Source organism: Pedobacter suwonensis (assembly GCF_007833675.1).
Lineage (GTDB): Bacteria > Bacteroidota > Bacteroidia > Sphingobacteriales > Sphingobacteriaceae > Pedobacter > Pedobacter suwonensis.
The window spans coordinates 1755971-1769696 of record NZ_CP031708.1 but is presented as its reverse complement, the minus strand read 5'-3'; the positions used below and the strand labels follow the sequence as shown (position 1 = coordinate 1769696).

Here is a 13726-nt window from a genome sequence, read left to right as displayed (position 1 = left end):
TTTTTGAGTTATGCTGCCTCATCGGCTAATTACCAGGTTTCCCCTGATTATGGATATGTTGCTTTTTACGCCTTTAAAGCCATAGAAAGTATAGGGAAAGGTTTTCCAGCTCCGTCCACCTCACTCCGCTCGAAGGTTGTGAAACCAAGTTTTTTATAAAAACCTACTGCTTGTTCATTCTGCTCATTTACATCTACCATATAAACATGATGTTCTTTTCTAGCAAAATCAATCAGTCTTTTGCCAAATCCTTTTCCTCTTACATCAGGGTGGATAAAAAGCATTTGGATCGATTCACCATTAATGCCTATAAAACCCATCACCTTTTCCTCAAACTCGATAGCATATAACTGTACCTGATCAAAATATTCATTTAAAATCAACGAACGATAGGTGATAATGTCTTTCTCAGAAAGAAAATGGTGTGTGGCCCTTACCGAGCTTTCCCAAACCGCAATCAGTTTTCCATAATCTTTTCCACTGGCAGCTAAAATTCTTGCTTCTTTCATTCCATGTGAATCATTTAATCTCCAATACTTTGGGAAATAGTTTCTAAACGTAAAATTTACTAAAAAGTTTGCTTTCGATGATAAGGTCGTTTGGTTTGTATCCGAAGCTTAGCAAATTGATGTGATTAAGTCGATCGAAAAATATGGCATAGTAAAAGCCTTAAATTTTTACGGTTAAGTTAGTCAGGAATTTTTGTCATGGCATCAACTCCATCTTCCATCATCCACTTTACATCTTCCGTTTTACTTATTCCAGCTCACCACCTTAATTTCATCACCCACACAGATGGTCCCCGTTTGCTGATGCAGTAAATTTTGTCCGAACATGATTTTGTTCCCTATCTTGCGGTAGCTGGCCAGTGTTTTTAAAGGTTCCTGGCCCTTAAAACCCGTTTGCTGGTCTATTGTAATGAGTACGCACCTTGAGCATGGTTTTACAGCCGAAAATAAAACCTCACCAATATAAAAGTCCTTAAAACTATCCTCAACATGAGCCTCACCTCCGGTGAGAACAAAATTTGGCCGAAAACGGTCCATCAGAATGGGATCTGGTAGTTTTCCATTCAATTCATTAAGCGAAGATTGGCCGATGAGCAGGCAAGGGTAACCATCAGCAAAACTCACCACTTCATTATTTTGGGCATAATCCCGATCAACCAGTCTCTTTTCGGTTAATGGCATCTTTACCAATCTAACCTTAAACTTTAGGAAATCAGAAAACCAATTACTTACCATTTTATTTACTTCAATCGCAGTAACCATATCGTTCCAAATCTCAACTGAAATCTGCTCTCCGGTATCTTCATCCATGGAAAAGGATGTACTTAACCCAGGCAATGTCTTATGGGAAACGATTAATTTACCATTACAGATGTTCACTTGTAAAAGGGCCAGTTCTGCATGTTTCCTTTGGGTAATAAACATCCCTTTCTCATCAACAAGCATCCATCTTCTGTCGTATTGTAAGCCTTTTTCTTCAAGTTTGGCTTCCTGTAAACTTAGGCCTCCCAGCGATTTTATAGGATAAATGTTAATTTCGGAAAGGAAAAATTGATTCATGCCTTAAAGATAAAAAACACATTCCGGATTTAGCTGTTTGCCTGAATTGAATTACCTCATGAACGAGACAACGGAAATGAACCAACATATTTATTACAAATGTCCAAACTATTAAACTTAAAAAGCTTGTAATCACTTTTAGTCTATACAGGAGATTTCGGGTTTTGTATTTGATTAAGCGGGCCAGCTCCAGCTAAAAAAACGGAGCTTCCTGATCGAAAGCTCCGTTTGTTCTGCTATTAAGTCTATTGAAAATGCTTTTACCGTAATTCCAATCTATTGTTCATTAAATTAATGGGTCAGCATCCTGATTACGGGTATTTTGATCGGGAAAACTATTACGGTCAAAATGGTGGTGACGATAAAAGTTTGCCCGGTCTATCTCCACAATTTCATCTTCCAGTCGCAGTGCCGCGGGACTGCCTATCACACTGCGGATCTCATTCTCCATTTGAGGGGTAACCTCACCTATGATATATCTTGGCATTGCCCTAAACTGATCATGGTGGATATCAGGTAAAATAACCTCTTTTTTATCTTCACCTAAATTTGCAAGGCCAATAGGGATCAATATCGCCTTTTCCTCCAAATCTTCACCCATGTCAACAAGTTCCACAATGATATAACGAATTGCATTTTGTGCGGGGTCAAACAGGAGATCGCGGACCTTTCCAACTGAATCACCGGCTTCATTTCTTACCGGCCATCCTTTTATGTCGGCCTCGCCATCGCTTAATTGATAATTACTTTTTGAAAGTTCCTCTAAATTACTGTATACAATAGTTCCTGAATCCATAATTGCTTTTGTTTAAGGGGGCTATTCATAAAGTGCCCATTTTTACAACAGGTTTAACCAGCGGATGGTTTTTTAAAACTTATCAGGTAGTTTGTAAAAAAGGGAAACGAACCAAGTATCACAAAGTCGAACTTGTTTATAAGTGTTTGCTGTCTAGTTTTATGTCAGTATGGCCAGGTGTTGAAGTCCGTTAGATACTAATTGGAAAAAACAGTCAGTTATTGTAAAGTTTTACGTTTATTTTGTACAATATTAAAATAGAATCAGAAGCTAATGAATATAACTGAATTTAAAAAGTTATTGGAAAAAGACAGTCCGGATGCCCACCTGTCAGTTCAGCTGCGGGCACTTTGGTACGATGCAAAGGGAGATTGGCATAAGGCCCATGATCAGGTTGATCAGTTAGGCGATTTGGCCTCTGCGCGTATCCATGCATACCTGCATCGCAAAGAAGGGGATACCTGGAATGCGAATTACTGGTATGCTAAAGCTGGAGAGAAATTGCCTGTACTATCACTGGATCAGGAGTGGGAAACGCTGGTTCAGCGTTTTTTAGCGGTATAACCTAAATGAGCTAACCTAATGGCAACGGACATTGGGTTAGCTTTAGAGGTGTACTTAAAATGATATTATCTGCCTGAAGCCGCCCGGTCTTTTTATTTCGCAGGCATTTTAAATGAAGGTGGAAGTGAACTTTCATCCGCTGCCCAAAGCTTATTTGGGTGTTTGCCCATTACCAGCTCTAATTTGCCCCCTTTCATTAAATCATCATGGGTAAACCACGATTTATTCCATACCATACCATTCAGTTTAGCAGATTGAATGTATTTATTTTCTGGAGAATAGTTGATACAGTTCAGCTCAAATGTTTTTTTGTTTCCAAGGTCCAGTTTAACATTGGCAAAAGTTGGGCTGCCAATCACGTACATAGGCAAGCCTGGAGTTATCGGGTAAAAGCCCATCTGCGAAAATACGACAAAAGATGTAAGGCCACCACCATCTTCATCACCAGGAATCCCCATTAAATCATTGCGAAACCACTGGGTTAATAAACTTCTCACCCGTTTTTGTGTTCTCCAGGGCTGTCCGGCATAATTATACAGGTAAGGAATATGCATAGCGGGTTCATTACCCATAGAAAATTGACCAACATTGCCGGTATGGTCAGGTAACTGCGAATAAAAATCAAACCTGCTTTTTCCAAGCGGGGTGTTATACATTTTTTCCAGTTCATCAACAAAAGTCTGTTTACCACCCATCATATTCACCAGATCGCCGATATTGTGCAACACATCCCAACGGTAGAGCCAGCCATTATTTTCATCATAAGTTTCTCTGGCACCAAGTCCGCCGGAAAAACGGTAATCAAGTGGTTTAATAAATTTACCTTCTGCATCCTTAGGGTGAAAAAACCTGGTTTCAGGATTAAAAACGGTGTGGTAGCTGGTGCTTTTATCTAAAAAATGTTTTGCCTCTTCGGTTTTACCTAACTGCTGTGCGATATTGCCCAGGCACCATTCATCATAAACGGTACCCAGGGTTACCGCAATAGGTTGGCGTTTTTCAAATCCATGAACTTCTGCTGCGGTTTCTTTCTCGCCCTCAGGTAAAGCGGGAAAATAGCCCTTATCTTTAAAAAACTGATCTAAAACACCTGCTTTTTTTGATGACCATGGGGCAAGGGTCTTTTCAGTAATTGCTGCTTTACAATACTGGTAGGCTTCTTCAAGATTAAAACTTCTCAAACCCTTGTTATAAGCATCAATTATAGTAGCCACGCCATGGTTGCTGTTCATTCTCCGGCTATCGCCGGTTACTTCCGGAAAAGTTGGCATCCAGTGGTCGTTCATCTGTTGGGCCATTCGCAGATAAGAATTAATCATGTTGCCTTCCATTTTCGGCTCAATAATTACGCGAAGCGGATGTGTTGCGCGGTAGGTATCCCAAATCCAGTCGTCAGTAAAAAATGGCACACCATTATCGTTGTGCACTTTTCCATCGAAGGCGCTAAAATATTTTCCATCTTCAGATAAGCTGATCATCCTTTCGTAGGTGCGGTAAAGGGAGGTATAAAAGATCGTTTTGGCGGTTTCATCTGTACCCGTTACCTGGATTTTTCCAAGCGTGGCATTCCAGATATTTCTGCCCGTCTGCGCCACCTGATCCAGGCTATAATCCTTGATTTCGCGACGTAGATTTTGCTTTGCCTGTTCTACGCTAATAAATGATATACCATAACGTGCCTTAATCTGCCGGGTTTGCGCAGGAAATTTTAAAATCAGATAAGCATCCCGGCCGGAAGTTGACTGTTGGCTTGAATTTAGGTTATCTCCACTGTGCGTACCTGATTCGACAGGTTTTAAATCAGTTTCAAAATAGAGGTAAACCCTGGTATTATTGTCCAGTTTCTGAAACCCACTTACCACATTTTGGCTTACTTTTAATTCGCCGTTTTTGGTGTTTAAAATCAGGTAAGGCGGAATACTTGTTTGCGAAAAATGGAGTGCATATATCCCTGATTGATGAGATGGAGCAAATTGTACATTAATCCCATGATCATCAAGATCTACCTGATAATAATAGGGCTTAATCACCTCATTGTCGTAGCCATAAGAAATAACATGACCCGCCTTTTTGAGGTCGCCCTGAAAAGGACTTAAATTAAAAGCCGAGCTGCCCCGGTGACTGGTAACCACAACTGGCAGACCCTGTATCGTATTACTGGTAAAATTATCACGCTCCGGATAAACCCTTAACAAACTGTTGGGTAAATGAACGGTAGGGTATGTGGGCACAAGTAAATGGCTGATGTTGCCAATATATGGGTTAACATAGTCTACCGGTTGCTTTTTAGTTTGTGCATGCACGAAACTGATGCAGGCTATCAGGGTGAATATTGTACTTAGTACCGGATGTGTATATTTTTTCATGTCAGGGCTTTTAATTAGATGGAACAAAAAGAAACTTTTCAAAAAGCGATATCAGCATTGATGTGGAACCATCCGTATCATTAATCATGTATATCTTTTTAAGATGCCAAATTAGTAAAACGATTTATCAAATCTAATCTAAAGGGCTAGTTTATCAAAAAAAATACAGAAAGAAATCCTTGTATTTTAGCGGGTATATCTTTCCGTCAGCTAAATGGTAAGGCTTGTCCGGCGCTGTATAAACAAAAAGAGCGATGAATAAATTCACCGCTCCCGTTTTATTTAAATTTTATTATTTATTTGGCTAATGATGCAGTTTGAGTTGCACCTACTGGTGAGCTCATTTGTGTTTTCAATGCAGCAAATCTGTCTAAATTAAGTTTTGGTGTGCTGCCCATTACCAGGATATGTTCTTGAGTAGCACCACTTAATTTTAGATCCGCACGATCCTCAATTACTGTATATAAACCTTCGGTATTAGAGTCGATCGCTGCAACAGCATCTCCGTTTAAGAATAATTGAAGATATTTTGAATTTAATTTACCTGAAGTTTTTACCACCGCGTTATCAGATGCCTGTACTCTGAAAATGTTTTTTACAGAAACGGTAATTTTAGCCACATTTCCATCGGCTGAACTGATTTTTAAGGCATGTCCATCCTGGATCACTTTTACTTTACCGGTGTTATCTTCATTATAGCTTACGCTTTCTTTTTCACCTTGAACCAGCGTAATTTCTACATTCCCGCTTACAATAACTTGTTGAATATCTTTAGGCGTTGAAATTTTGATTGGCTGTTTCTCGTGTGCCATTACACTTGTTGAGAAAATTGCAGAAGTTAAAGCGATAGCTGTTAATACTGATTTTGTTAGGGTTTTGATAGAGGTTTTCATAATGCTGTTGTTTATATTTTTATTAATATTTGTTGTTGTTTTGTAGATAAGACGTCGTGGTGTACAAAACGTTGCAGCAGAAAATCCTCAATTATACCAACGTACCTTAATTCTCGACGAACGGGTTTAAAAATCGGGCAAAAAAGTGTTTGTATTTTAATTATTCAATTGTTCAGTTGACAAGGCTGTATTGACTTACATTTCCAGCTTGATGCTAACATGTTAACCTTGAACTCGAATTTTAACGGAACTATTTTCAATGGTCTTCCAACCATAACAATTCGGCATGCCTGATCCTATTGCTGTTGGATTTACTTTACAGATAGGAATAGCGTTTTTAGATTTCCGTTAGTTAATCGTTGTCAGCATCTTTTAGTAATAAAGGACTTTTTATACGTCAAAAATAAGGAGCCGACCTGCGGCTAGCTGTGGCAAGGCCGTGCCATGTGCTATAGGCAATAAGTTGCGTAGCTGATATGGATATACAAAAAATGATTGTTCAAAATAGCAATCTATATTTATGATGCAGGTGATAAATTCATCCGATTATGAAAATCTTCCTGTTGAATGCAATAAATTTTACAGTCCACCCCGTGATGTAACTATTAAAATTTAATCGATAATTTTTCCGAAACAAGAACATTGTTTTTGTAGTATTCAAAAAACCAATTGCCATTTTTTTTGATAACGATGCCGTTTGCATTACCGTTATTTGAAATATAACAATCCTCCACAGAGGTTTTTAGTAAGGTCATTACAATTTTAGGTGTCGCATCGATAAGTTGGTAGCCGTTGCTAATGGCTTGAGCATATAATAACGCTTCTTTTTGTTCTGGCTTGGTGGCCGTAGGCTGATCAATATGTACAGGTGCGGTTTTTGTCTCTATGTTTGTGTTTGCTGTTACTGGCAAGTTGCTGGTTACCATTGTTGGTTGATCGGCTGAGTAACTAAAATCGTTAAAGGTTGTAAAAGCATCTCGCAACGCTAAATTATAAGAAGTGTTATATTCTTTCTCTCTGCTTTTGCCTTCCTTGCTTTTTATCACTACGGCACCTTTACAATCTTTAAGTAGGAGGGTAAGGTTGGTTACAAACATGCTGTTTTTTTCCTGCAGGTCAACAGTAAGGGCTTTGCATCTGTCGGCCGCTATTTCCTGTGGTATTTCGGTATTATCAAAATATACTGTAAAACCTTTTTCCTCAAAAAGTGCTTTGGTGAGGGTGTTTAATCCATATTGATTAACTTGCTTTAAAAAACTGAATTTCTCGGGAACAATGATATATTTATAATTGGCTGTATTAGATTGTGCCTGAACAGCAAAGGAAATGGCTAAAAGGGTAATAAAAAGATAGCTTTTCATAGGTTATTGTAGTCTGGATAAGATTCTGCCTCAATTTATAGATTAACAGGGAGAAAATCAAATTTATCAATCTATAATACTTCATACTCATTGACCGTAGATTACCTGCAAACGAATAAAGTTTATCATCAGCCGTTGCATTAATCGATTCAATTGTTTATTATTATGGCGTTTAACGATCATCATCTGTCTATAACACTGCTTTTTGCGTGTTATAAAACCAAATATTCCAATGAAAATGGAGGAGCGCCAACTCATTAAATTAGCAGGCTGGTTTAGAACCCGGCATGTTTCCTGCCTCAGGGTTTTAGCTGGAGGTTTAGCGTATTTACCTGACCGGATTCCTATTAAATTTACAATATATCTTCCTCTAAGCAGAGAAGACTTTCATTATTCTAAAATCTTTCTTTATTCTGAAATTAAAAACCAATTATAAACTAAATCTGAGCTTATGCTTAACATTAAAACCACAAAATTATTCTGGGCAAGTTGCCTGGCATTACTCGTCACCTCTCTGTCCTTTGGTATCCGCGCCGGGATCATGAACCAGCTGGGGATAGATTTTCAATTAAGTACCGCCGAATTAGGTACGATTACGGCTGCTGCCTTCTGGGGGTTTCCACTGGCTATTGTAGTTGGAGGATTTGTAGTGGATATAATCGGGATGAAACGTTTACTGGTTATGGCATTTGTTTTTCACCTGGCCGGTATTATCCTGACTATTTTTGCCCAGGGCTATTGGAGTCTCTTTTTATCTACCTTGCTCATCGGCATTGCCAATGGTACTGTTGAGGCTGCTTGTAACCCATTGGTTGCCGCTTTATATCCGGAAAATAAAACAACTAAATTAAATCACTTTCACTTATGGTTTCCTGGTGGGATTGTAATCGGCACATTGTTGGTTACGCTATTTGTTCAGCTTGGATTAGGGTGGAAAGTGCAGGTAGCCATGATGATTATCCCTACCTTAATTTATGGGTACCTCTTTTCGAAGCTGGATTTTCCGGTTACCGAAAGGGTATCATCTGGTTATTCCAGTTCAGATATGTATAAAGCAGTACTTTCTCCACTGTTTATCTTCATGTTTATCTGCATGTTTGGTACTGCCATTACAGAGTTATTTACTGGTCAATGGATAGGTTTACTGTTGAAGAACGTAACCGACAATGCCATTTTGTTGCTGACGCTAACAACCGGAATCATGGTAATTGGGCGGGGTTTCGCGGAGCCTGTGGTGCACCGTCTTGCGCCTCAGGGCGTACTGCTTCTATCTGCCATATTTGCGGCAGCAGGGCTTTACATGTTAAGTACCTTTACTGGAAATTCAGTTTTCTTCGCGGCAATCGTTTTTGGAATAGGTGTTTGTTATTTCTGGCCAACCATGATCGGTTTTGTTGCTGAAAATGTTCCTAAATCAGGCGCACTCGGTTTAAACTTGATGGGAGGGGCCGGGATGTTTGCCGTTTCTATTTACACCATGTTCATGGGGAGTTTTTACGATAGCCTGATTGTTAAACATCTGCCTGCAGGTGCCTCATTTGATGCTTACCTAAAAGCACCGGAAAATTCTGAATATGCACTGGCGCTGGCCAATGCCAAAAATCTTGCAGGTCCCGAAATTTTACGAGCCACCTTGATTATACCCATTATATTAATTGTTGCTTTTGGCGGATTGGTGATCTATCTTCGCTCACGGAAAAAAAACAGTGCTGTGGTGGCATAACGAAGTATCGCCTTACGGATTTCTTTCGTAGATAATACTGGCTACAAGTTTATGATGTTTGGTAGATCATAAACTTGTAGCTATTTGAATTTTAATTTTCAATAGCTGTATCACTATCTGATAAATTACAATAACGAACTACCGGGCTGGCATTCATACGGCGCTTTTCCTGATTCAAAAATCCTGGTGTTTTCACTGCCTTCAGTAGTGATCTTATCGCCTGATATCCTGATCCAATTGCCCTCGCGTAGGCCTATTACCCGGATGTTGTTTTGCGTTAAAAATTCCATAATCCTCGTTTCCCTGGTTTCTCCGTTATGCTTTAATTCCGGAATCGGGTCAAGGTAATGGGGGTTGATATTAAAAGGTACCAGGCCCATACATTCAAAAGAAGAAGGATATACAATAGGCATATCGTTGGTTGTTTTCATATTAAGGCCGCCAATGTTACTGCCGGCACTACAACCTAAATAAGGTTTGCCCGATTTGATGTTTTCGCTTAAATGTGTCATTAGTCCCAGGTCATGCAATGTTTTTACGAGCAGAAAGGTATTTCCCCCACCTGTAAAAAAACCTTTCGCTGTGTGGATTGCACTAACAGGGTCATCAAATTCATGCAACCCCTTAACGCTGATATTTAACCTGGAGAAAAAACCGCGCGCGGTGTTTGTATATTCTTCATGCGAAATGCCTCCCGGCCTTGCAAAAGGAATAAATATAATTTCATCTAATCCGGCAAAGAGGCTAATCAGCTCATCTTTCAGGTATTCCAGGTAATTGCCGCCATATAGGGTAGAGGTAGAAGCGAGGATAACGTTCATGTTGTTTTGCTTTATAAAGCAATTATAGGTTTTTTGGTTGAAATAATATCTTTTGATCTGATGGTTAAATTGCCGTTGCAGCATCTCATTGCATTTTTATCATCGCATCTACATCTTCTGGCATCGCTACTTTCATAATGGCAAATTAATACTAATTTTGCGCTCTAATTTTTATAATCATGAGGCTGGCAATAAATGGTTTTGGTAGAATAGGAAGAACATTTTTACGCCTGGCATTGGCCGAAGGCTTTGATGTAGTAGCCATTAACGATCTTGCAGATGCCAGAACAATGGCGCATTTGTTTAAGTATGACAGTGTTCACGGTGTTTTTAAAGGTAACGTTTCGGCTAAAACCGATGCATTGGTGATTAATGACCTTTCCATTCCCGTTTTTGCCATTGAAGCAGCTGATGAACTGCCATGGTCGGCACTGCGTGTTGATTTGGTTATTGATTGTACAGGCAGGAACCTGACGCGGACATCAGCTGAAAAACATATATCCTCAGGTGCAAAACAGGTCTTGATTTCTGCCCCGGCTGCAGAAGATATTCCAATGGTGGTGTTAGGCGTAAACGACGATCATCTTGATCTGACCAGCACGATATTATCAAACGCAAGCTGTACAACCAACAACATTGCCCCAATGATTAAAATTCTGAACGACAACTGGGGCGTGGAGGAAGGTTATATTACAACCATCCATTCTATGACGGGAGATCAGAATCTGCATGATGCCAACCACAAAGACTTGCGCAGGGCAAGAGCAGCTTCATCTTCTATTATCCCCACTACCACGGGGGCAGCAAAAGCCATCACCCATATTTTTCCCGAATTGGATGGCCGTTTAGGTGGCGCGGGAATCAGGGTTCCGGTATTAAATGGATCGTTAACCGATTTTACCTGTTTGTTAAAGAAGAAAACCACCATTGAAGAAATTAATTCAGCTTTTAAATATGCTGCCGAAAATGAATTGAAAGGCCTTATTCAGTACACTACAGATCCGATTGTTTCCATTGATATTATTGATAATCCGCATTCATGCATATTCGATTCGCTGTTGACATCGATTGTTGGCGACCTGGTTAAAGTGGTGGGCTGGTACGATAATGAGTACGGTTATAGCAGTCGTTTGATCGATGTCGTGAAAAAAATCAATATGCTTAATACAAAATAATTTAGGGTTTTTGTGTTGATTTTAATGCCCAATAAACCAGCACTGGCTGAAAAAATAAGCGTAAAAAGCGTTTGCTATCTGTATTAAGCCCGAATGCGCTGCGTTTGTGGGTATATTGAGCTATATTTCCTGGGAAAACGCTAACAAACAGGCCAGCGGCAATTTTGCCAATTAATGCCTGATGTTTTTTGGGCGCTAATACCAAAGCAGTGCCCAGGGCAATTTCAACAAAACCCGAGTACACAACGGTATCGTCTTTCTTTAAAGGTACCCAATCTGGCACCTGTGCCTGGAAAGGTTTACGGGCAAAAGTTAAATGCCCAATGCCGGCGGTTATTAAACCCGCGCCCATTAATACCCTGGCTGCTGTTTTTATGTTTTCTTCTTTCATTGTTTACATCAAATAATAATTCAATTTGCTTTGGCCTGAACTGGTGTATAAGAAAATCTGTTTTTGTAAATGCCCTTAGATAGATTTTTGCCTTAATCAAAAGCTGGTTTTTAAGCTATCCAAAGGCGAAAATTGCTCATTCAGCGCTGACCTTATTAATCAAACAAGTAAATCGGATGTCTGTTTTGCACGATGTGCATTTTATGTTCGCTTCAGCTAAGGCGGTTGATTAGATGGGTTTTATATCAAAATTTTAGCACTTTCTGGCATTATTATTAGCGTGTTTCAATTGCTTTATTAACTTTGCAAACGTTTGCGGTGTATTCAATGGCGATTTCTTTGGGTACATACTAATCATAAAATAAATATGGTCAAATTCATTCTTCCTGAAGAAGTTCTGCCTTTAAGGAGCCTGGTTTTACGCAGCGGCAAACCATTAGAAGCCTGTGTTTTTGAAGGGGACCTGGCCTACGACACCTTTCATCTGGGTTTTTTTAAAGATGGAGAAATAAAATCTATTGCCACATTTATGCGCAATGATTTTTTTTCCGGAGAAGGTGAAGGTTATCAGTTACGTGGGATGGCCACGCATCCGGATGAAGGTGGTAAGGGATACGGTGCAGCACTGGTTACTTTTGCTATCGAATATTTAAAAGAATACAAAACCGATTATTTATGGTGCAATGCCCGCTCAACCGCAGCAGCTTTTTATAAAAAAATCGGCTTCACTACTGATTCGCCTGAGTTCGATATCCCGGGCATCGGTTTCCATTACGAAATGAAATTAAACTTAAATCAAAAATAATTAATCATGAACACCATTGACCAGTTTGACTTTAAAGATAAAAAAGCATTAATCAGGGTAGATTTTAACGTGCCTTTGGATGATGAATTTAAAATTACCGATGATAAAAGGATCAGGGCTGCATTACCTACCATCAGCAAGATTTTAAAAGATGGCGGTGCGGTTATTTTGATGTCTCACTTAGGTCGCCCGAAAGACGGCCCTACCGATAAATATTCTTTAAAACACATCTTATCTGATTTATCTGCGCTTATTGGTGTTGACGTTAAGTTTGCCGACGATTGTATTGGCGAAAGCGCGGTAAAACAGGCAGCTGATTTAAAATCAGGCGAAGTTTTATTATTGGAAAACCTTCGTTTTTACAAAGAAGAAGAAAAAGGTGATGTAGCCTTTGCAGAGAAATTATCAAAATTGGGTGATGTTTATGTTAACGATGCCTTTGGTACTGCACACCGTGCACATGCTTCAACTTCAATTATTGCCCGGTTCTTCCCAAATGCAAAGTACTTTGGTTATTTAATGGCTTCAGAAGTAGAAAATGCAGAGAAAATTTTAAATCATGCCGAAAGGCCTTTCACAGCCATTATGGGTGGTGCTAAAGTATCCGATAAAATTCTTTTGATTGAGAAATTACTGGAGAAAGTTGATAACCTGATTATTGGTGGTGGTATGGCTTATACTTTTGCCAAGGCACAAGGTGGCGAAATCGGTACCTCATTGTTAGAGGCTGATAAGCAGGAACTTTCTTTAGAACTGATCGAAAAAGCGAAAGCAAAAGGGGTAAACCTGATTTTGCCGGTTGATACCGTAATTGCAGATAAATTTGCCAACGATGCTGCTAAACAAGATGTTGCGGCAGGTCATATTCCGGCTGACTGGATGGGCTTAGATATCGGTCCTAAAACGGCTGAACTGTTCCAGGATGTAATTAAAAACTCCAAAACATTATTGTGGAATGGCCCGATGGGTGTTTTCGAAATGGAAAGCTTCCAGGTAGGCACCAAAGCTGTTGCCGATGCGGTAGTAGCTGCAACTAAAGATAATGGTGCATTTTCATTAATCGGCGGTGGCGATTCAGCTGCGGCGATTGCCAAATTCGGAATGGAAGATGAAGTGAGTTATGTTTCTACCGGTGGTGGTGCCTTACTTGAGTATATGGAAGGTAAGGAATTGCCAGGTGTCAAAGCCATTAACGAATAAGAGATAACAACCTTATAAAAGGCCTTGCAGATAATCTTTGCAAGGCCTTTTTGTTTAAACGGC

General features: G+C 39.6%; 13 protein-coding genes. 5 read left to right on the top strand and 8 right to left on the bottom strand.

Annotated features, from left to right (window positions below; translation table 11 throughout):
* Positions 1-65 precede the first annotated feature (65 nt).
* The 3 genes from DV942_RS07315 to DV942_RS07305 form a co-directional block, all read right to left on the bottom strand.
* Positions 66-509, bottom strand: coding sequence for a GNAT family N-acetyltransferase (locus DV942_RS07315; protein ID WP_145856431.1), 444 nt, complete (start codon positions 507-509; stop codon positions 66-68).
* A 243-nt stretch (positions 510-752) separates the two neighbouring features.
* Positions 753-1568 (bottom strand): MOSC domain-containing protein, encoded by an 816-nt coding sequence (locus tag DV942_RS07310; protein ID WP_145856429.1) that lies wholly within the window; start codon positions 1566-1568, stop codon positions 753-755.
* A 286-nt stretch (positions 1569-1854) separates the two neighbouring features.
* On the bottom strand, positions 1855-2364 hold the full coding sequence (locus DV942_RS07305; RefSeq protein WP_090982455.1) for a PRC-barrel domain-containing protein: 510 nt from the start codon (positions 2362-2364) through the stop codon (positions 1855-1857).
* A 273-nt stretch (positions 2365-2637) separates the two neighbouring features.
* On the opposite strand from DV942_RS07305, the gene DV942_RS07300 reads away from it, so the two are divergent.
* Complete coding sequence (locus tag DV942_RS07300) at positions 2638-2928, top strand: hypothetical protein (protein WP_090982457.1); 291 nt, start codon at positions 2638-2640, stop codon at positions 2926-2928.
* 92 nt (positions 2929-3020) lie between these two features.
* Here DV942_RS07300 and DV942_RS07295 read toward each other — a convergent pair whose 3' ends face one another.
* The 3 genes from DV942_RS07295 to DV942_RS07285 form a co-directional block, all read right to left on the bottom strand.
* The gene (locus DV942_RS07295; RefSeq protein WP_145856427.1) at positions 3021-5294 is read right to left on the bottom strand and encodes a GH92 family glycosyl hydrolase; all 2274 of its coding nucleotides are present in this window, start codon (positions 5292-5294) and stop codon (positions 3021-3023) included.
* Between the two features lie 296 nt (positions 5295-5590).
* Positions 5591-6187, bottom strand: coding sequence for a GIN domain-containing protein (locus tag DV942_RS07290; protein ID WP_090982461.1), 597 nt, complete (start codon positions 6185-6187; stop codon positions 5591-5593).
* 605 nt (positions 6188-6792) lie between these two features.
* The gene (locus tag DV942_RS07285) at positions 6793-7548 is read right to left on the bottom strand and encodes a hypothetical protein (RefSeq protein WP_145856425.1); all 756 of its coding nucleotides are present in this window, start codon (positions 7546-7548) and stop codon (positions 6793-6795) included.
* Between the two features lie 451 nt (positions 7549-7999).
* Here DV942_RS07285 and DV942_RS07280 point away from each other — a divergent pair, with 451 nt between their 5' ends.
* The gene (locus DV942_RS07280) at positions 8000-9271 is read left to right on the top strand and encodes an MFS transporter (RefSeq protein ID WP_145856422.1); all 1272 of its coding nucleotides are present in this window, start codon (positions 8000-8002) and stop codon (positions 9269-9271) included.
* A 125-nt stretch (positions 9272-9396) separates the two neighbouring features.
* Here the strand turns inward: DV942_RS07280 and pepE are convergent, their stop codons facing one another.
* Positions 9397-10092 (bottom strand): dipeptidase PepE, encoded by a 696-nt coding sequence (pepE, locus tag DV942_RS07275; protein WP_145856419.1) that lies wholly within the window; start codon positions 10090-10092, stop codon positions 9397-9399.
* Positions 10093-10271: 179 nt separating this feature from the next.
* Here pepE and gap point away from each other — a divergent pair, with 179 nt between their 5' ends.
* Positions 10272-11267: a type I glyceraldehyde-3-phosphate dehydrogenase gene (gene gap / locus DV942_RS07270; RefSeq protein WP_186462441.1), complete on the top strand. Its 996-nt coding sequence runs from the start codon at positions 10272-10274 to the stop codon at positions 11265-11267.
* A 1-nt stretch (position 11268) separates the two neighbouring features.
* On the opposite strand, the gene DV942_RS07265 is transcribed toward gap, so the two are convergent.
* Positions 11269-11658 carry a DoxX family protein gene (locus DV942_RS07265; RefSeq protein ID WP_090982469.1) on the bottom strand — a complete coding sequence of 130 codons (390 nt, stop codon included), beginning with the start codon at positions 11656-11658 and terminating at the stop codon, positions 11269-11271.
* A gap of 367 nt (positions 11659-12025) precedes the next feature.
* On the opposite strand from DV942_RS07265, the gene DV942_RS07260 reads away from it, so the two are divergent.
* Both DV942_RS07260 and DV942_RS07255 read left to right on the top strand, forming a co-directional pair.
* Positions 12026-12463 carry a GNAT family N-acetyltransferase gene (locus DV942_RS07260; protein WP_145856416.1) on the top strand — a complete coding sequence of 146 codons (438 nt, stop codon included), beginning with the start codon at positions 12026-12028 and terminating at the stop codon, positions 12461-12463.
* 6 nt (positions 12464-12469) lie between these two features.
* Positions 12470-13663, top strand: coding sequence for a phosphoglycerate kinase (locus DV942_RS07255; RefSeq protein ID WP_145856413.1), 1194 nt, complete (start codon positions 12470-12472; stop codon positions 13661-13663).
* Positions 13664-13726 lie beyond the last annotated feature (63 nt).